A 17865-nucleotide genomic window follows, 5' to 3' on the forward strand; every position below is an offset into this window, starting at 1 on the left:
GCTGTCGCACGAGGTCATCGGTCCAGCCCTGGCAGCTGCTGGCCAGATGGACACCCTGCGGAATCAACGCGCGGTGGAGCTCACAGGTGAGCTCAGGAATGCCATCCGCGGCGACCCGGTGCCGGAAGAAGTGGCAGGTCATGCAGACCTTGCGGCTGCGGCTGCTGCGCAACACCGGCTCTCCGAGCTGGGGCCAGACCTCGATGAACTCCATGCACCCCCTCCACTGCGTACATCTGTACTAGCAGGGTTCACGATGGCTGTCAGCTCGGTGGGCCCATGGCGGCAAAAGAGACCAGAAGCGCCCAAGCCATAGACAGAGTGTCAGAAACTTGCGTACGCTTCTGACACACCAGCGCACGAGACGACACCCCGGAACCGCCATGACCGCCCTCAGTGCCCAGATCCTGGAAGCCGCCGGCCGCCGGACTGAGGGAAGCCTGCTGGCAGCCAAGGAGTTCCTGGCGCTCGGCAAGCGGGACGCCGTGGATCAGGCCCTACGCCGGCTCGTGAGCCGCGGCCAACTGGTAAAGATCACCCGCGGCCGTTACGCCCTGCCGGTCCGCAGCCGCTTCGGGACACGCCCCCCGGCTCCCGAGCTGGTGATGGCCCATCTCATGACGGAGCTGGGAGAGCAACTGGTGAGCAGCGGCGTGGCCGCGGCCAACGCCCTGGGGCTCACCACCCAGATGCCAGTGCAGCAGACCTTTCTGAGCCGCACCAGGAGCCGCAAGCGCTATTGCTTCGGCAAGCAGGAGATCAGCCTGCGCCAGGCACCCCGCTGGCAGTTCCTGCTGTCCGATCGCCCTGCAGGCCAGGCGATCCGCGCCCTGGCCTGGCTGGGGCCCGATGAGGCCGGCGCTGCCCTGCCCAAGCTCCGCCAGGCCCTGCCCACAGCGGAATGGGAGGCCCTGCTGACGGTGCGGGCCGAACTGCCCATCTGGCTGGTGGAGCTGCTGAACGAGCAGGAAGCGGAGGGGGCGCGTGGCTGAGTCCTGGTTCTCACTCTCAGCAGCCGATCAGCGAGAAGCCCTGGAGGTGGCTGCCTCTGAAAGCGGCTGGCCGGCCTACCTCCTCGAAAAGGACATCTGGGTGGTCTGGGCCCTGCAAAGCCTCGGGGCCGATGAGCAGCTGCTCGCCTCCCTCACCTTCAAAGGGGGCACTTCGCTCTCCAAGGCCCATGGGCTGATCGAGCGCTTTTCCGAGGACGTCGATCTGACCCTCAACATTCAGCACCTCTGGCCCGAGGTTGACCTGTCTCCAGCTGCCAACCCCACCCAGGCCCAGACACGACGCAAGGACGCCGACAGAAAGCTCAAGCAATGGGTGCAGGAGATCCCGCTGCCGCTGCTCCAGCGTGCGGTCGCCGCAGCCGGAGTTCCTCTGGAGCTATCGCTGAAAGCGGCCGAACCGGATCGCCGGCAACCACCCACCATCGTTCTGCACTACCAGCCTCTGATCCCTGCTCCTGACAGCAGCTTTGGCTATGTGCGGCCCACGGTCTTGCTGGAGTTCGGCGCCCACTCCACCGGCGAGCCGCATGGAGCCATGCCCATCACCTGCGAGGCGGCATCTCACCTGGCCATGCTCGCGTTCCCAACGGCAACCCCCCTGGTGATTGACCCGAAGCGCACCTTCCTGGAGAAGGCCGCGGCGGTGCATGTGGCCTGCCGCAAAGGCAGCTGGGGCAGCGGCGAAGGCGAGCGCTACTCCCGGCACTGGTACGACCTCGATCGCCTGGCCAGTGCAGGCATCGCAGAAGCGGCCATGCAGGACCGGGGACTCGCCATGGAGGTGGCCCAGCACAAGGAGGACTTCTGGCGAAAGCCGCCGATCAACTACGTCCAAGCACTCAGCGGCGATCTGCAGCTGGTGCCAACCGGTGACGGCCGGAAGGCGCTGGAAGCGGACTACGCAGCCATGACCACCTCTGGAATGCTGCGCGGCCAAGTGCCGACATTCAGCGAGCTGATGGAGCGCATGGCTCTGCTGGAGCAGCAGTGCAATGCCATCGCGCAATCTCTCCGCTGACAGAGGGACCAAACAGAGGAGCGCAGCGTTCCCCCGCTGAAACCCTGCCCACAACAGGGGGTTGGACCTGCGGGGGACTGGGGGCGCAGGGGAACTCTGTTTTTCCTGGTGATGCCCACCGAGCAGCGGAGCTGCGGTGGAGAAGAGAAAATCCAGTCCCCTTCTCCCCCCTTCCTTCTCTTCCCTGGTGGACACAAGGTTGTTGTGGGGGAAACGGGCGACTCCCCCATGGCTGTCCCCGCTCCCTCAGGCACCCAGCTCTTCTGTGGCCCGGTACAGCAGGCCGCCACGGGGGCCCTGCGTGACCTCTCCGACACCCAGCTCGGCCAGAGCCTGCATGGCCTGTTCGGCCAGGGCCGCGCTGATGCCCTTCTTCTCGCGGCTGTTCATCTGCTGGCGCAACTGCGCCCAGCTCACCGCTCCCTTGGCTTTGCGGGCCAGGGTATGGATGCGGCGCATCAAGGACGAGACCCCACCTGCATCGGCATCGGCTGCCGCCTGCTCGTGGAAGCCAAGCGCCCAGGCATCGAGCTGATCGACCAGATCGATCGCCAGCTTCAACGTCGTGGCCGGCACCTCCAGCGATTCCTCCTGGCGTGTCACCACCAGCTGCAGCAGGTGCAACAGCAGCGCCACCCGCAGCACCTTGCCCGCTGACTTGCCGTACAGCGCCCCCTGCGCGTCCAGCCGGGCCTGCTGAGCCTGGACCTGTTTGTCGTGCTCGTAGGCGCTGAAGGTTTCGATCGCCTCTGCATCGAGCTGGTACTGCTTGGCCGGGAGCGTGTAGATCCACCGGGCATACACCTCCAAGGACTGCATCGCCCCATTCACTGCCGCAACCCCTTTCTGACTGATGGCCGTGGGCAGCGGCAGGGTGCTCTCGGGCAACGGAGAAAAAAGAAAGCGGGCCCACTTGCCTGACGGATCGCCCCCCTTGATCAGCTCCCGCAGCACACCGGGCTGGATGGCGCCGTAGATGCTCACCTGGCAGCGCTCATAGCTGCGGTCGCCCGCCGTCACCCGCAGGGAGGTGAAGGCATGGCCATCGAACAGCTCCAGCAGCTGCTGCTCATCGGCGCCCTTGCCGGAGCGGTAGGCATTCATCGCTCCGAACAGGCCGGAGAGCTCATCGCGCAGCACCAACACGCTCAGACCGCGCTTGTCGAGCTCGTGCAGCAGTGCCACCAGGGCTTCTCCGGTGTAGTCCTGGATCTGGATGTGGATCGGAACGGGCTTCGGGGGGCGCTCGTCCTTGCGTTTGGACGCCTTGCACTGCTCCCGCCAGTTCTCCATCACCCGGCTGTTCTCAACCGCCATCTCCCGGATTAGCTCCCGCGCCGGCCTCCGCACCAGCAGCTTCTCCAGCGGGGTCTTCTTCTGACCAGAGCGCCCCACCGTGGCCACGTAGAGGTTCGCCGGGGTGACGAAGTCGGTGTAAGGGTTGCCGCAGATGCTCGTGCCCAGCTTCACCAGGCCACTGATGCCGGCCAGATAGGTGGTGGCAACCACGTGATCGCAATACGGCAGGTGCTCGGTGACCCGGCGCAGGGCCTCGGCCAGAGCCGGAGCAAACAACCGATCCAGAGTGATCGGCTCCCGGGCCTGCTGCCGCGCCCGATCCAGCTGGATCGCAGTGGCCTCCTGAAGCAGCACCTCGCGTTGCTCCTCCTCCACCCGCACCGCCACCAACAGCTGGCGCAGTTCAACGGGATGCAGCGCAGAGGCATCCACCAGTTCGCCCAGCAGCAACTCCAACTCGGTGGGCGACTGATGGGCCGCCACGGCGGCTTGCAGACGATCACGGCACTCGTCGCGCTGAAGCGGCGGCGGCTGGCTGGGCTCTGCAGGCCCGCCGACGGCGCTGCCTTCCGTTGCGCTCGGCACGGAACCGCCGCGGCCTGCCCAGCGGCGTGAGCGACCGCCGGCAAGCCACTGGTAGAGCCTCAGCGCCCACTCCGGATTGGCATGGTGACAGCGGCCTGCATCGATGCTTTCCAGCACCCGTTCGGCCTTGTCTTCGATGCCGAGGGAGGCAATCGCACGTTGCAGCAGCTGCTCAACTTCCCCGCCCCAGGGCAGCCCCTGGGCCTGCAGCAGGTTGCACCAGCTGTAGAGCTCCTTGGCAAAACCCGTGAGCTGCAGGCTGCGGTCGCTGGCTGCGGCATCACCGATGCCATAGGGCCGCTCGCCGTTGAGCAAGCCCTGTGCTTTGCCACCGAGCAGATCCAGCAGCAACGGGGGCTGGCTGGGTGTCACCACCGGTGGGGGCGCTGCTCCTGGACTCAGCGGCATTGCAGGAGGAGAAGCAGCGGGAGCGTTCTGCGGATCCCGCACCTCGGGGAAGATCCCGATTGAGGCCAGATCAGCCACTTCGACGAAGCTGCAGGCCGCCTCTGGATTGATCAGTTCATACGGACCGCTGCCGTTCTGCGTGGGCGCACAGACCGACACCCGCGTACCCGCCAGGACCTCACCGCGGTGGGGGCCACCCAGCTCGGTGGTGAAGTTGCAGTGCAGGCCGCCACCAGGCTTACGCCAGCTGGCCATGGCATCGGACACGCGCACATAGACATGGACCCCACCACTGGGAGTGCGCTCCATACGGGTGCCCGTGAGCACCGGATAACGATCGAGCAGCGCCATCCAGTCGTGTTCCAGCTCCTGAACGCTGCCGTAGTTCTTGGTGTCGAAGTCGATCGACACCACGTCCGTGGACGGGATGATCGCCAGCCCCAGCTCCTTGCCCAGCTGTTCGGCAATGGCGATCCGCTCCAGAAGCTCCTCGCAGCTCGCCAGCCTGGAGTGACTGATGGTGCGGGGCCTGCCATCCGCCTGCCAACAGGAGGGGTTCTTGCCCACGAAGGCCGGCACCGGCTGACCGTTCTTGAGCACCGGCTCCCAGCGGCCCGTGTCCCTGTTTCTCTGGCGCTTCGGATGCAGCTCAGCCGGCAAAGCCACTGGGATGACGGTCTGCAGCTGCAGGCCAAGCTCTGTGAGCGCACAGACTTCTGCGCGCAGGGCTTCGTAATAGGAGAAATCGATCATCGATGCCTCCACAGACGAATCTGCTTGCCTTGATGTAACAGCGCCTGCCGCGCTGCTGTGCGTTGCGGTAGTTTCATGGCTTCGCTTCTGTGTCCCCGTTGCCCGGCCAGGCGCGGGGATGTTTTATGACTCCTCCTCTCGATGGAAATAGCGCAGCTGCTCAAGACCTGAATCGATCAGAGCCCTTGCCACAGCGGACCGAGTGGCCTTGAGACGTGAGGCCATCCGATCAATCTCAGCAATGACTTCGGGCAGAACTCTGACGTTCAGCTGCTCTGTCGGCCGCGGCTGAATCCTGAACACGAGAGGAATCCGAGAGGACTTACAAAGTCTTCTCAAAAATCCAGAAGTATCCACTCCCAGCTTGCCCCCCAAGCTTGGGAGGGAAGTTGGGAGTGGATTCAATCAAGCCATCCAGGCAATCTCTCAGCAACGCCACATCTCGGCACAAGATGGACAACGTGGTCGCTGAACTAACGGCCCAGCTGGCACAACTTTCTGCACAGCTCAAACTGCTCAACGCTCAGAACCAGCCCCAACCCAGCGCCAAAGCCAGCCCCTGGCTGCCACTGCGCGAGGCCGCTCCTCTGCTGCACTGCAAATCGGCCAGGGCCCTCAAGGCCCGGATCCTGCGCGGGGGCTTCCCGCCGGACTGCTACCGGCAGCTGCCCTCAGCCTCGGGCAAGCGGCACTCCTATCTGGTGAACGTGGAGCGCTATCTCAGGACGCTGCGCTGAGCACCGCCTGGAGCGACTCCATCTCATGGGCATCGAACCAGCGCTGGTAGACGCTGCTGTGCACCGCCAGGCTGTGACCCATCGACTTGGCCGCCAGCGAGGGTGAGATCTTCGGGTTGTGGATCGCCCGCACCGCCCAGGCATGGCGCAGGTCGTAGGGCTGAAACTCAGCCCCTGCACGCCGGAACGCCTGACCCATCAGTGCCCCGACATCACGGTGACTGCGCTCGGGGTTAAAAGCCGGCAGACGCTTGGTGCGCAGAGACCAGCGCTCAATCCACTCAACCGGCAGCGCAAGCGACTGACGTGCCCCGGTCTTGCCAGCGGCGATGCGCAATAGCCCAGAGGGCTGGACTTCAGCGAACAGCAGAGCCTCATGGGGCCTGCAGCCATAGGCAGCAGCCACCGCCACCGGCCACTGCCAGGAGGCCGACAGGCGATCAATCAACGCTTCGATCGACTCATTGCTCGGCAGATCGCGCGGGGCCTGGCTGCGGGAGGCGCTGTAGCCCTTGCCAAGTTCCCGCAGTTGGGACACCAGCTCATCGGACCAGTCGAGCGCTCGGGCAACGGTCGCCGCGGCCTGAGAGGCCCGCCTCCGTGAGCGACTTCCGGATGACGTGGCCTCCACCAAGGCCACTAGGTGCTCAGGCAACAGAGGGCTGATGTCCAGCAGCGGCGCCAGGGGAGCGTCGTAGTCGACCTTCCAGCTGTCTTCCGCAGACGGGCCGCGGCGGCGCTGTTTGCCCCACCACTGCCGAGTCAGGCGCACCGCCTGCCGGCCACTGACGCCATCGGGCCGCTCCGCCTGCTGAGGCTTCTTTCGCTCTCGCCCCTTGGGCAGCCAGGGCGTCCAGTCGAAGGGCTCCACCCCTAGCCGGTGGCGCTCCAGGGCGTTGCCCAGCTGCTCAGCCAGCTGCAGCGACTCGCTGGCCTGATCCGGGTAGGCAAGACCGGTGCTGATGCGGTGCTGCCTGGGCTCGGAACCGGGCGGGTCTGCAGGCCGCGGCGGCATGGTCGCCCGCAGACGCACCCGACCCCCTGCCACATCGAGGGTGACCCCGTGACCTTTCAGTTTCAGCGCGGTGTTCTGGCGAATGAGCCAGGGGTCGGACGGAGGCACCCGATTTGCCTAACCACTTGCCTAATCGTGGTCGATCCGGGCCAATTTGCCTAGTTCTTTGCCTAACGGGATGGAGCCGCTGAAGCAGCTTTTTCGACCCTTGCTTCCCTGAGAACCCCTGCTGGAGCTGAGGTTTTAAAGAACGGGGCTGGCGGGACTCGAACCCACGACCTACGGTTTAGGAAACCGTCGCTCTATCCGGCTGAGCTACAGCCCCCCGCGGAAATCCCCAGAGGGACACGCAGCGGCATTATGGAACGCGAAAGCAGGTGAGGTGATCGCGATCAGGGTCTAACCGCCTCTTCGGAGCGGCTCGGGCGCCTGGTTGAGGAAAGTCCGGGCTCCCCAATGGCCAGGCTTGCTGGGTAACGCCCAGTGCGGGTGACCGTGAGGACAGTGCCACAGAAACACACCGCCGATGGCAGGGGGCTCGCCCCCCGCACAGGCAAGGGTGCAAAGGTGCGGTAAGAGCGCACCAGCAGCATCGAGAGGTGCTGGCTCGGTAAACCCCGGCTGGGAGCAAGGCCCAGGGACAACGGTTGGCCATGACACCCGTCCCGATTCAAGTGCGCCGCTCGAGGCCGCCGGTAACGGCGGTCCCAGACAGATGATCACCCCCCACCAGCTTGCTGATGGGAGAACAGAACCCGGCTTACGACCTGCTTTCACCCCCTTCCCCCAAGCCATCCATGCGGCCCGAACGCCACCAGCAACTGGTTGCCTTCCTCCGGTCGTTGGGCCTGGAGTGCGGCGACCGCGACCTGACCCCGATCGAGGAAGCTCTCACCCACACCTCGGCGGGACGGGCCCACAACCACGAGCGCCTGGAGTTCCTGGGCGATGCCGTGCTGCGGCTGGCCGCAGCCGAATTTCTGCAACGGCACCACCCAGGCCTGGGCGTGGGCCGCTGGTCAGCCCTGAGGGCCCAGCTCGTGAGCGACCGCTGGCTGGCTGAAATCGCCGAGCGCTGCGGCATTGAATCGGTTCTGCTGCTTGGGCCGATCGCCACTGGCGACAGCGCCGGGCGGGCCACCGTGCGAGCGGAATGTTGCGAGGCCCTGCTGGGGGGCCTCTATGAGGCCTGGGGGGGCGGCCAGGGCGGCCTAGAACCGGTGCACTGCTGGCTCACCCCCCACTGGCAGCGCAGCGCCGCCGAATTGCTGAGCGATCCCGATCGCCATAACTGGAAATCGGCCCTGCAGGAATGGAGTCAGGGCCAGGGCCTGGGGCTGCCCCAGTACAGCTGTGCTGAACGCAGCCAGGTGCACGGCGATCCCCATCGCTTTGGCTGCACGGTGCAGATCCTTGGTCAATCCAGCCATACGGGCCTGGGGCCCTCCCGGCGCAGCGCCGAACAGGCGGCGGCCCGGGCGGCCCTGGCGACCATCAAGCCTGCTCGAGGGTCTTGATCGGCATGGTCACCAACTTGTCCCAGTTACCGCCCTCGAACAGCACGGCGGCCCGCTGACCGCTGATCCGCTGCACAAAGCCCCGGTAGCCGTTGTAGATAGAGCGGCCGTCACGCACCACCACGGTGGAGCCAGGCAGGATCGGCAGGTCGGCCATGGTTGGGGCGAGGCGTGGGGCGAGGCTTGCGGCCATTATCGATGGCAAAGGCACTCTGACGGTTATCCAAGCAGTTATGGAACCAGCCACGGAACCAGCAACGGAACTAGCCACAGAACCAGCTACGGACCTGATGGTGGTGGGCAAGCTGGTGGCCGCCCAGGGCTTGAAGGGGGAGCTGCGCGTCCTGCCCATGAGCGATTTCCCGGAGCGCTTCACCCAGGCCGGTCGCCGCTGGCTGCAGCTCAAGGGGCAAACCCCGCAGGAGGTGGCCCTGCTCGGCGGCCGCCAGCTGCCGGGCAGGGACCTGTTTGTGGTCAGCCTGGCCACCGTTGATAGCCGCGTCGCAGCTGAGGCCCTGGTGGGGGCCGAACTGCTGGTGCGCTCCGATGACCGGCCCAAGCTGGCCCAGGGCGAATTTCACCTGCTCGATCTGGTGGGAACCGAGGTGCGCCTGCTGGAGGAACAGCGGCCGATCGGCCGGGTGTGCAACCTGATCCATGCCGGCAACGACCTGCTGGAGGTGGAGCAGGACACCCCGACCGGTTCCCGCCGCCTACTGATCCCCTTCGTGACCGCGATCGTGCCGGAGGTGCACCTTGCAGAGGGCTGGATCGGCATCACCCCACCGCCAGGGCTACTGGACCTCTGAGCTGGCCCGAAGTGGCTGGATGGCCTTGAATGGAACCACTTTAGGCGCTCCCATGCCAGTCAGCACCCTGGTTCCGGTGATCCTCTGCGGCGGCACGGGCACCAGGCTGTGGCCCCTCTCGCGCGCCAGCTATCCGAAGCAATATTGGCCCCTGGCCGGCGGCGGCGAGGAAACCCTGCTGCAGCAGACCCAGCAGCGACTGGAGGGCCTGGAGGGGCTGGCAGCGCCACTGCTGATCTGCAATGAAGATCACCGCTTCATCGTGGCCGAGCAGATGCGCCAGATCGGCGTAGAACCGGCGGGGATCCTGCTGGAGCCGGTAGGCCGCAACACGGCCCCGGCGGTAGCGGTGGCGGCATTGCAGGCCACGGCCCAGGGCAATGACCCCCTGCTGCTGGTCCTGGCGGCGGACCACGCCATTCGCAACGCCGCGGCCTTCCGCGACACGATCACTGCCGGCGCGGCGGCAGCGGAGGCGGGCCAGCTGGTGACCTTCGGGATCGTGCCCACCGCGGCTGAAACTGGCTACGGCTATATCGAGGCAGCCGAGCCCCTCGGGGAGGTCAACAGGCCAGTGCCGATCGCCAGGTTTGTGGAGAAGCCAGATCGGGCCACCGCCGAGCAGTTCCTGGCCACCGGCCGCTTCACCTGGAACAGCGGCATGTTCCTGTTCAAGGCCAGCGCCATCCTGGCGGAGCTCGAACGGCTGGTGCCGGAGGTGGTCAGCGCCTGCAGGCTGGCCCTGGAGCAGGACAGTGCCGACCTCAACTTCCTGCGGCTGGAGCGGGAAGCCTTTGCCGCCTGCCCCAACGTGGCCCTCGACGTGGCCGTCATGGAGCGCACCGACCGGGGCGCCGTGCTCCCCCTGGAGGCGGGCTGGAGTGATGTTGGCAGCTGGAGCGCCCTCTGGGAAACCGCCGACCAGGACGACCAGGGCAACGTGCTGCGTGGCCGGGTGATCCACGAAGACTCCCGCAACTGCTATCTGCGCAGCGAGCACCGCCTGGTGGTGGGGCTTGGCGTCGAAGACCTGGTGGTGGTGGAAACCGACGATGTGGTGCTGGTGGCCCACCGCAACCGGGCCCAGGACATCAAGGGGATCGTGGGCCTGCTGGAGCGCCAGGGGGCCCCGGAGAGCAAGGCCCACCGCAAGATCTATCGCCCCTGGGGCTCCTATGACGGCGTCACCGAGGGATCCCGTTGGCAGGTGAAGCGGATCGTAGTCAACCCCGGCGCCAGCCTTTCGCTGCAGATGCACCACCACCGGGCCGAACACTGGGTCGTGGTGCAGGGCTCGGCGCTGGTGGAAAAGGATGGCCAGCAGGAGCTGGTCAGCGAAAACCAGAGCACCTACATCCCCCTGGGCTGCCGGCACCGGCTCACCAACCCGGGCAAGATCCCTGTAGAGATGATTGAGGTGCAGAGCGGCCCCTACCTGGGCGAAGACGACATCGTGCGCTTTGACGATCGCTACGGTCGCACCGACCAAATCAGTTCGAATGTTACGAAGTAGTAATCAGCTGTTCAGTAATCAGCGGTTCAGTAATCAACCGACCAATAATTAGCAGTTCAGCTCTCACTCCACGGTGACGCTCTTGGCCAGGTTGCGCGGCTGATCCACATCCAGGCCCCGGTGGGCCGCGATGTGATAGCTCAACAGCTGCATTGGAATCACCGTGAGCAGCGGGCTCAGCAGTTCATCCACCACCGGCACCGGCAGCAGCAGATCAAATAACTCCGCATCAGGGCAGTTGGGGGCGACACCGATCAGCTGGGCGTCCCTGGCCTTGGCCTCCTGGGCATTGCTGAGCACCTTGTCAAACACCTTGCCCGGCATGGCGATCGACACCACCGGCACCTTGGCATCGAGCAGAGCAATGGGGCCGTGCTTCATCTCCCCCGCCGGATACCCCTCGGCATGGATGTAGCTAATCTCCTTGAGCTTGAGGGCACCCTCCAGGGCAATTGGATAGTTGATGCCCCTGCCGAGGAAGATCACATCCTGGGTGCCCTCAAACCGGTGGGCCAGGCCAGCGCAGCGCTGGTCGTGATCGGCCACCAGGGCCTCGAGCTGCTGGGGCAATTGCCGCAACTGGGCCACCAGGGCTTCCAGACCGGCGCGGCTGCAGCCCGAGCTGGCGCCATGCTGCTCATTGCCCAGCCGGCGCTCAGCAAAGGCCAGGGCCAGGCCATAGAAAGCCAGCAACTGGGCCAGGAATGTTTTTGTGGCTGCCACCCCCACCTCAATGCCCGCTCCGATATCGAGGATGTGGTCCACCATCCGGGCCAGGGAGCTCTCCGCCCGGTTGGTGATCCCCAGCAGCCTGGGGGCAAAGGCTGGATCAGGGATCAGCTGGCGCCGCTCCTGCTCCATGGCCAGGGCAGCCAGGGTGTCTGCCGTTTCCCCTGACTGGGTCACGCCGATCGTGAGGGTGTGGGCGGAGAGCGGCGGCGGCGAGTAGCGGAATTCACTTGCATAGAAGACGCTGGTTGGAATTCCTGCCAGTTGTTCCAGCAGGTAGGCCCCCACCTGGGCCGCATGGCGACTGGTGCCGCAGGCCAGGATCTGGATCTGCTCCACCCCCTCAAACACCTCCGCAGGCAGGGGGAGGGCCACCAGGGGGCCGGCCTCGCCGGGCAGCGTCTGCGGCAGGTGCCGGGCCACCCAGAGCGCCGCCGTTTCCGGCTGCTCGTGGATCTCCTTGAGCATGAAGTGGCGAAAGCTGCGCTTATCGGCCACGTGCTCGGTGCCGCTCAGCAGACTGGGGCTGCGCTCTACCCGCCCCCCGGCCTGGTCGTATAGCTCTATACCCAGCGGAGTGAGCAGGGCTACCTCGCCGTCCTCCATCGGCAGGATCGTGCGGGTGAAGCCAGCCAGGGCTGGGGTGTCGCTGGCGCAGAGGAATTCCCCCTCCCCCAGGCCGATCAACAGGGGCGCCGCCCGGCGCGCCACCAGCAGGGCCCCGGGGGCTTCGGCCCACACCACCGCCAGGGCATAGGCCCCCTGCAGCAGGGGCAACACCTGCTGCACCGCTTCCAGCAGCAGTGCCCCGCTGGGCTTGCGACCCGCCGCCGTGAACCTTGCCAGCTGCCGCGCCAGCAGATGGGGGATCACCTCGGTGTCCGTCTCGGAGCGGAACAACACCCCTTCGGCCTGCAACTCCTCCCGCAGGCTGCGGTAGTTCTCGATGATGCCGTTCTGCACCACCGCCAGCTGGCCGCTTCCATCGAGGTGGGGGTGGGCGTTGCGCTCTTCAGGCTTGCCGTGGGTGGCCCAGCGGGTATGGCCGATGCCGCAGTGGCCCGGGGCGCCCTCGGCCTCAAAGCGGGCCGTGAGATTGACCAGCTTGCCCTCGGCCTTGAGGCAGTGGAGCCCCGCCCCATCCACGCTGGCGATACCAGCCGAGTCGTAGCCGCGGTATTCCAGCTGGCGCAGACCTTCCAGCAGCTGGGGAGCCGCCTCCCGGGATCCAATCAGGGCAACGATGCCGCACATAGGGCTGGGCCAGCGAAGAGCGCAACAAAAAAGCCCGGCAACCGGCCGGGCTTGAGCCTATGGGCCCTGGAGCCATGGCAAAGCTGGCTCAGTAGGAAAGGCCCATCGAGCGACTGGTTTCATCGCCGAGATAGACGCGGATGCTGAGGAAGTCGGTAGGGCAGGCGGTTTCGCAGCGCTTGCAACCCACGCAGTCTTCGGTGCGGGGCGAGGAGGCGATCTGGCCGGCCTTGCAGCCATCCCAGGGCACCATCTCGAGCACATCGAGAGGGCAGGCACGCACGCACTGGGTGCAGCCGATGCAGGTGTCGTAGATCTTGACGGCGTGGGACATGGCCCGGTGAAGGACGGCTTGACGCCCAACGTACCCAAAGCCCCAGGCAAGCCTGCGGCGGCCCCCCGACCCCGTCACCCTTGTTCATACGGCGGCAGATGCCCTGCAGAGCGACCCGTAGAGTGCGTCGACTCTCAAAGCAGCCATGTCCCAGGAAGCGATCTTCGAGAAAGTGCGCTCGATCGTTGCGGAGCAGCTCAGCGTTGATTCCGGGGACGTGAAGCCCGAATCCAACTTTCAGAACGATCTCGGTGCTGACTCCCTCGACACCGTCGAACTGGTGATGGCCCTGGAAGAAGCCTTCGACATCGAGATTCCCGACGAAGCTGCCGAAGGCATCACCACCGTGGGTGATGCCGTCAAGTTCATCCAGGACAAGCAGGCCTGAGCCATTCCATGGTGCAGGGACTCCAGCGCGTCGTCGTCACCGGTCTGGGCGCGGTTACGCCGCTTGGCAACGATGTCAAAACCTATTGGGAAGGTCTGTGTTCCGCCCGCAACGGCGTGGCACCAATCACCCTGTTTGATGCCAGTCGCCATGCCTGCCGCTTTGCAGCGGAGGTCAAAAATTTTGATCCTTCCGGCTGGCTGGAGCCGAAGGAGTCCAAGCGCTGGGATCGCTTTTGCCAGTTTGCCGTGGTGGCCGCCAAACAGGCCGTGGGCCATGCCGGGCTGACCATCGACGCCAGCAACCAGAATCGGGTCGGCACCGCCATCGGTTCCGGCGTGGGTGGCCTGCTGATGATGGAAACCCAGGCCCATGTGCTGGCAGACCGGGGGCCCGATCGGGTCAGCCCCTTCTGCGTGCCGATGATGATCCCCAACATGGCCACTGGCCTGACGGCGATCGCCTTGGCGGCGAGGGGGCCCAGCAGTGCGGTGTCGACAGCCTGCGCGGCGGGCTCAAACGCCATCGGCGACGCCTACCGCCTGATCCAGCTGGGCCTGGCTGACGCCATGGTTTGCGGCGGGGCGGAATCGGCGATCACACCACTCGGCGTGGCGGGTTTTGCCAGCGCCAAGGCGCTTTCATTCCGCAACGACGATCCGGCCACCGCCAGCCGTCCCTTCGACGCCAAGCGCAACGGCTTTGTGATCGGCGAAGGGGCCGGCATTCTGGTGCTGGAAAGCCTGGACCACGCCCGTTTACGCGGGGCCCAGATCCTGGCCGAGGTGGTGGGCTACGGCATGACCTGTGATGCCCATCACATCACCTCGCCCACCCCCGGTGGCATCGGTGGGGCCGAAGCCATGCGGCTTGCCCTCAAAGATGCCCAACTCGAGCCCGAGGCCGTCGACTACGTCAACGCCCACGGCACCAGCACCCAGGCCAACGACAGCAACGAAACCGCTGCCATCAAGAGCGCCCTCGGCGACTGGGCCTACCGGATTCCGGTTAGCTCCACCAAGTCGATGACGGGCCACCTGCTCGGCGGCAGTGGCGGCATCGAAGCCGTCGCGGCCGTGCTGGCCATAGGGCACAACCTGGTGCCGCCTACGATCAATTACCAAAATCCAGATCCGGCTTGTGATCTGGATGTGGTTCCCAACCAGGCCAGGGAACACACCCTCAACGTGGTGCTCTCCAATTCCTTCGGATTTGGCGGTCACAACGTCTGCCTGGCCTTCCGCCGCATGGCGTGAGCACCCTCCCCTCCCCTCCACACCAGTCCTAGCCATGGTCGCCGCCCCCCCTACCTCCCTCGAGTCGCTCTGCGTCAACAGCATCCGCTTCCTGGCGATCGACGCGGTCAACAAATCGAATTCCGGTCACCCGGGGCTGCCCATGGGCTGTGCACCGATGGCGTTCGCCCTGTGGGACAAGGTGCTGAAGCACAACCCCAGGAACCCCAAGTGGTTCAACCGCGACCGCTTCGTGCTCTCGGCCGGTCACGGCTGCATGCTGCTCTACGCCCTGCTGCACCTCACCGGCTACGACTCGGTGACCATCGAAGACATCAAGCAATTCCGCCAGTGGGAGTCCCGGACCCCCGGCCACCCGGAAACCTTTGAGACCCCCGGGGTGGAGGTCACCACCGGCCCCCTGGGCCAGGGCATCTCCAACGCCGTCGGCCTGGCGATCGCCGAAGCCCACCTGGCAGCCAAGTTCAACAAGCCCGGTTGCGAGCTGGTGGACCACTACACCTACGTGATCATGGGTGATGGCTGCAACCAGGAAGGTGTGAGCAGCGAGGCCGCTTCCCTGGCCGGCCACTTGGGCCTGGGCAAGCTGATTGCCCTCTACGACGACAACCACATCACCATCGACGGCAACACCGCCGTGTCCTTCACCGAGGACGTACTGAAGCGCTATGAGGCCTACGGCTGGCATGTGCAGCATGTCGCCGAGGGCAACACCGATGTGGCCGGCATCGCCCGGGCGATTGAGGCGGCCAAGGCCATCACCGACAAGCCCAGCCTGATCAAGGTGACCACCACGATCGGCTACGGCTCGCCCAACAAGGCCAACACCGCCGGCATCCACGGCGCGGCCATCGGAGCCGATGAGGCCGAGCTCACCCGCAAGGCCCTCGACTGGAATTACGGGCTCTTCGAAGTACCCCAGGACGCCTACGACCACTGGCGCCAGGCGATCAGCCGCGGTGAAGCCCTCGAAGCCGCCTGGAACGCCAGCCTGGCCACCTACCGCAGCCAATACCCCGCCGAAGCGGCCGAATTCGAGCGCCAGCTGCGCGGCGAACTGCCCCAGGGTTGGGATTCGACCCTGCCGAGCTTCAGCCCCGCGGACAAGGGCTTGGCCACCCGCATGCACTCCTACAACGCCCTCAATGCGTTCGGCCCCAACCTGCCCGAATTGATCGGCGGCTCCGCCGACCTGACCCACTCCAACCTCACCGACATCAAGGGCGAGGCCAGCTTCCAGAAAGGCGGGGAGGCCAACCGCTACCTGCACTTCGGCGTGCGCGAACACGCCATGGCGGCGATCATGAATGGCATCGCCTACCACGGCAGTGGCCTGATCCCCTATGGCGGCACCTTCCTGGTGTTTGCCGGCTACATGATCGGTGCCATGCGCCTCTCGGCCCTGAGCGAGCTGGGCTGCATCTACGTGCTCACCCACGACTCAATCGGCCTGGGCGAAGATGGCCCCACCCACCAGCCGGTGGAAACCCTCGCCAACCTGCGCGCCATCCCCAACCTGCTGGTGATCCGCCCCGGCGACGGCAACGAAACCATGGGGGCCTACCAGGTGGCCGTCACCAACCGCAAGCGCCCCACCGTGCTGGCCCTCAGCCGCCAGGCCATGGCCAACCAACCCGGTTCGGCAGCAGCCCATGTGGCAAAGGGCGGTTACATCCTCGAAGACAGCAACGGCAGCCCCGAGCTGATCCTTATCGGCACCGGTACTGAACTGGAGCTCTGCACCAAGGCCGCAGCCCAGCTGCGGGCCGAAGGCAAGAACGTGCGCGTGGTGTCCATGCCCTGCGTGGAGCTGTTCGAAGAGCAGGGCGCGGCCTACCGCGAAAGCGTGCTGCCCGCCGCCTGCCGCAAGCGCATCGTGGTGGAAGCTTCCAGCAGCTTCGGCTGGCACAAGTACAGCGGCTTCGACGGTGACACCGTGTCGATCGACCGCTTCGGTGCCTCCGCCCCGGGGCCGGTTTGTATGGAGAAGTTTGGCTTCACCGTCGACAACGTGGTGGCCAAGGCCAAGGCGCTGGGCTGATCACAGCCCCAAGCTAAATACCAGATACCGCCCATGGCAGCCGCCATGGGCTTTTCATTTGCACAAGTTGAAACCCTCAAAGCCGTGCAAAGTGACGCAAGCATTCAGCAGACGAAAGCAACGATCGTTCTGCCCACGTATAACGAGAAAGACACCATATGCCCCCTCATAGGGCAGCTCATTGGACTCAAGAATAATTTCAGCCTGGAAATACTGGTTGTAGACGACGACTCATCAGACGGCACCGCTGAGCTGGTCCGCCAACTGGCTCGCGAAGAACCTTGCATACGACTAATCCGCAGGCTGGGGCGCTCAGGCCTGGCAAGTGCGATCAAGGAAGGGCTCATGGATGCCACCGGTGACGTGGCCCTCGTAATGGACAGCGATGGACAGCACGAGCCAGCTTCTGTCTACCAGGCCCTCCATACCCTGATCAGGGGGGATCTGGATCTTGTGATCGGAAGCCGTTTTGCCGCTAAAGCTCAAATCATAGGGCTAAGCAACCGGCGCACAATGGGCTCAAACTGGGCAAACAAATGGGCCCGCCTGAGCCTGCCGGAGGCCTACGCCAATCTCAGTGACTATATGAGTGGCTTTTTTGCCCTGCGTCTAGATACAATAATTCCGGTGATTCGCGCCGTAGACGTAAATGGCTTCAAATTCCTATATGAACTTCTTGCGGTGAGTCGGGGCCGGTTGAAGACCGCGGAAATACCCTTGCAGTTCCAACCACGCTGCCACGGCGAGTCAAAACTAGATCTGGCCGTTCTCTGGGATTTTCTGATCTCAATACTACACAGTTTAAGTCTGAGGGCTATACCCCGAAGGGCTATTAGTTTTGCCTTGGTTGGGGCCAGTGGAGTGGCTGTTCAACTCCTAACAACCCAGCTACTGGTGGGCGGATTTGGGATGCTGTTTGAGCAAGCCCTGCCCTTTGGAGTGATGACATCGGCGTGCTCTAACTATCTAATCAACAATACGCTCACCTTCCACTTCCAGAGCCTTAAAGGGGCGGCCCTTTTTAAGGGGCTGCTAAAATTCTCACTAGTGGCGTCTCTTCCCGCAATTGCAAATGTAGGGTTGGCCTCTGGTTACTACAATCTTATCGCCAAAGATGCCCTATTTGCCCAGCTGGCCGGAATCCTGGTTGTCTTCGTATGGAACTACGCCGCCAGCAGCCGCTTCGTGTGGAATAC

General features: G+C 65.0%; 16 protein-coding genes, 1 tRNA gene and 1 other RNA gene. 11 read left to right on the forward strand and 7 right to left on the reverse strand.

The features are described 5' to 3' along the window. On the reverse strand, positions 1-214 hold a 214-nt coding region (locus tag KBZ07_RS05410; protein ID WP_254930655.1), incomplete at its 3' end, for a galactose oxidase. 169 nt (positions 215-383) lie between these two features. Between KBZ07_RS05410 and KBZ07_RS05415 the strand changes: the two genes are divergently transcribed. Together KBZ07_RS05415 and KBZ07_RS05420 are read left to right on the forward strand one after the other, a co-directional pair. After that, positions 384-992: a DUF6088 family protein gene (locus tag KBZ07_RS05415; RefSeq protein ID WP_254930656.1), complete on the forward strand. Its 609-nt coding sequence runs from the start codon at positions 384-386 to the stop codon at positions 990-992. Then, complete coding sequence (locus KBZ07_RS05420) at positions 985-2031, forward strand: nucleotidyl transferase AbiEii/AbiGii toxin family protein (RefSeq protein ID WP_254930657.1); 1047 nt, start codon at positions 985-987, stop codon at positions 2029-2031. Before KBZ07_RS05415 ends, KBZ07_RS05420 begins: the two co-directional genes overlap by 8 nt. 246 nt (positions 2032-2277) lie before the next feature. Here the strand turns inward: KBZ07_RS05420 and KBZ07_RS05425 are convergent, their stop codons facing one another. Further along, positions 2278-5076, reverse strand: a complete 2799-nt coding sequence (locus KBZ07_RS05425; RefSeq protein ID WP_254930658.1) for a DUF3987 domain-containing protein — start codon at positions 5074-5076, stop codon at positions 2278-2280. Between the two features lie 452 nt (positions 5077-5528). On the opposite strand from KBZ07_RS05425, the gene KBZ07_RS05430 reads away from it, so the two are divergent. After that, positions 5529-5813, forward strand: coding sequence for a hypothetical protein (locus KBZ07_RS05430; RefSeq protein WP_254930659.1), 285 nt, complete (start codon positions 5529-5531; stop codon positions 5811-5813). On the opposite strand, the gene KBZ07_RS05435 is transcribed toward KBZ07_RS05430, so the two are convergent. Together KBZ07_RS05435 and KBZ07_RS05440 are read right to left on the reverse strand one after the other, a co-directional pair. Beyond that, entirely contained in the window at positions 5797-6936 is a 1140-nt protein-coding gene (locus KBZ07_RS05435; RefSeq protein WP_254930660.1) for an integrase, read from the reverse strand. The genes KBZ07_RS05430 and KBZ07_RS05435 overlap by 17 nt on opposite strands. A 143-nt stretch (positions 6937-7079) precedes the next feature. Next, a tRNA-Arg gene (locus KBZ07_RS05440) sits at positions 7080-7153 on the reverse strand. 44 nt (positions 7154-7197) lie between these two features. On the opposite strand from KBZ07_RS05440, the gene rnpB reads away from it, so the two are divergent. Both rnpB and KBZ07_RS05450 read left to right on the forward strand, forming a co-directional pair. Then, an RNA gene (gene rnpB / locus KBZ07_RS05445) (RNase P RNA component class A) lies at positions 7198-7607 on the forward strand. Between the two features lie 18 nt (positions 7608-7625). Next, a complete protein-coding gene (locus KBZ07_RS05450) occupies positions 7626-8345 on the forward strand; it encodes a ribonuclease III family protein (protein ID WP_254930661.1) in 720 nt (239 codons plus the stop codon). Here the strand turns inward: KBZ07_RS05450 and KBZ07_RS05455 are convergent. Further along, positions 8323-8502, reverse strand: a complete 180-nt coding sequence (locus KBZ07_RS05455; RefSeq protein ID WP_197153229.1) for an NAD(P)H dehydrogenase subunit NdhS — start codon at positions 8500-8502, stop codon at positions 8323-8325. The genes KBZ07_RS05450 and KBZ07_RS05455 overlap by 23 nt on opposite strands. Before the next feature lie 76 nt (positions 8503-8578). Here KBZ07_RS05455 and rimM point away from each other — a divergent pair, with 76 nt between their 5' ends. Beyond that, positions 8579-9154 (forward strand): ribosome maturation factor RimM, encoded by a 576-nt coding sequence (gene rimM / locus KBZ07_RS05460; RefSeq protein WP_254930662.1) that lies wholly within the window; start codon positions 8579-8581, stop codon positions 9152-9154. Between the two features lie 52 nt (positions 9155-9206). After that, positions 9207-10667 carry a mannose-1-phosphate guanylyltransferase/mannose-6-phosphate isomerase gene (locus KBZ07_RS05465; protein ID WP_254930663.1) on the forward strand — a complete coding sequence of 487 codons (1461 nt, stop codon included), beginning with the start codon at positions 9207-9209 and terminating at the stop codon, positions 10665-10667. A 63-nt stretch (positions 10668-10730) separates the two neighbouring features. On the opposite strand, the gene glmS is transcribed toward KBZ07_RS05465, so the two are convergent. Beyond that, positions 10731-12650, reverse strand: a complete 1920-nt coding sequence (glmS, locus tag KBZ07_RS05470; protein WP_254930664.1) for a glutamine--fructose-6-phosphate transaminase (isomerizing) — start codon at positions 12648-12650, stop codon at positions 10731-10733. 88 nt (positions 12651-12738) lie between these two features. Further along, positions 12739-12984, reverse strand: a complete 246-nt coding sequence (gene psaC, locus KBZ07_RS05475; protein ID WP_006042515.1) for a photosystem I iron-sulfur center protein PsaC — start codon at positions 12982-12984, stop codon at positions 12739-12741. Between the two features lie 145 nt (positions 12985-13129). Between psaC and acpP the strand changes: the two genes are divergently transcribed. From acpP to KBZ07_RS05495, 4 genes are all read left to right on the forward strand, one after another. Next, on the forward strand, positions 13130-13372 hold the full coding sequence (acpP, locus tag KBZ07_RS05480; RefSeq protein ID WP_197153217.1) for an acyl carrier protein: 243 nt from the start codon (positions 13130-13132) through the stop codon (positions 13370-13372). Positions 13373-13380: 8 nt separating this feature from the next. Further along, the gene (fabF, locus tag KBZ07_RS05485) at positions 13381-14628 is read left to right on the forward strand and encodes a beta-ketoacyl-ACP synthase II (RefSeq protein ID WP_254930665.1); all 1248 of its coding nucleotides are present in this window, start codon (positions 13381-13383) and stop codon (positions 14626-14628) included. 34 nt (positions 14629-14662) lie between these two features. Continuing rightward, complete coding sequence (gene tkt / locus KBZ07_RS05490) at positions 14663-16669, forward strand: transketolase (protein ID WP_254930666.1); 2007 nt, start codon at positions 14663-14665, stop codon at positions 16667-16669. Positions 16670-16702: 33 nt separating this feature from the next. Further along, positions 16703-17865: glycosyltransferase family 2 protein (locus KBZ07_RS05495; protein WP_254930667.1), on the forward strand; the 1163-nt coding region annotated here is incomplete at its 3' end.

This window comes from Cyanobium sp. BA20m-14, assembly GCF_024346295.1.

Coding starts and splice junctions, on each gene's coding strand:
- KBZ07_RS05455 (WP_197153229.1), bottom strand. CDS start 8,502: ATGGCCGACCTGCCGATCCTGCCTGGCTCCACCGTGGTGGTGCGTGAC.
- rimM (WP_254930662.1), top strand. CDS start 8,579: ATGGAACCAGCCACGGAACCAGCAACGGAACTAGCCACAGAACCAGCT.
- KBZ07_RS05425 (WP_254930658.1), bottom strand. CDS start 5,076: ATGATCGATTTCTCCTATTACGAAGCCCTGCGCGCAGAAGTCTGTGCG.
- KBZ07_RS05450 (WP_254930661.1), top strand. CDS start 7,626: ATGCGGCCCGAACGCCACCAGCAACTGGTTGCCTTCCTCCGGTCGTTG.
- acpP (WP_197153217.1), top strand. CDS start 13,130: ATGTCCCAGGAAGCGATCTTCGAGAAAGTGCGCTCGATCGTTGCGGAG.
- tkt (WP_254930666.1), top strand. CDS start 14,663: ATGGTCGCCGCCCCCCCTACCTCCCTCGAGTCGCTCTGCGTCAACAGC.
- KBZ07_RS05430 (WP_254930659.1), top strand. CDS start 5,529: ATGGACAACGTGGTCGCTGAACTAACGGCCCAGCTGGCACAACTTTCT.
- psaC (WP_006042515.1), bottom strand. CDS start 12,984: ATGTCCCACGCCGTCAAGATCTACGACACCTGCATCGGCTGCACCCAG.
- KBZ07_RS05465 (WP_254930663.1), top strand. CDS start 9,207: ATGCCAGTCAGCACCCTGGTTCCGGTGATCCTCTGCGGCGGCACGGGC.
- fabF (WP_254930665.1), top strand. CDS start 13,381: ATGGTGCAGGGACTCCAGCGCGTCGTCGTCACCGGTCTGGGCGCGGTT.
- glmS (WP_254930664.1), bottom strand. CDS start 12,650: ATGTGCGGCATCGTTGCCCTGATTGGATCCCGGGAGGCGGCTCCCCAG.
- KBZ07_RS05415 (WP_254930656.1), top strand. CDS start 384: ATGACCGCCCTCAGTGCCCAGATCCTGGAAGCCGCCGGCCGCCGGACT.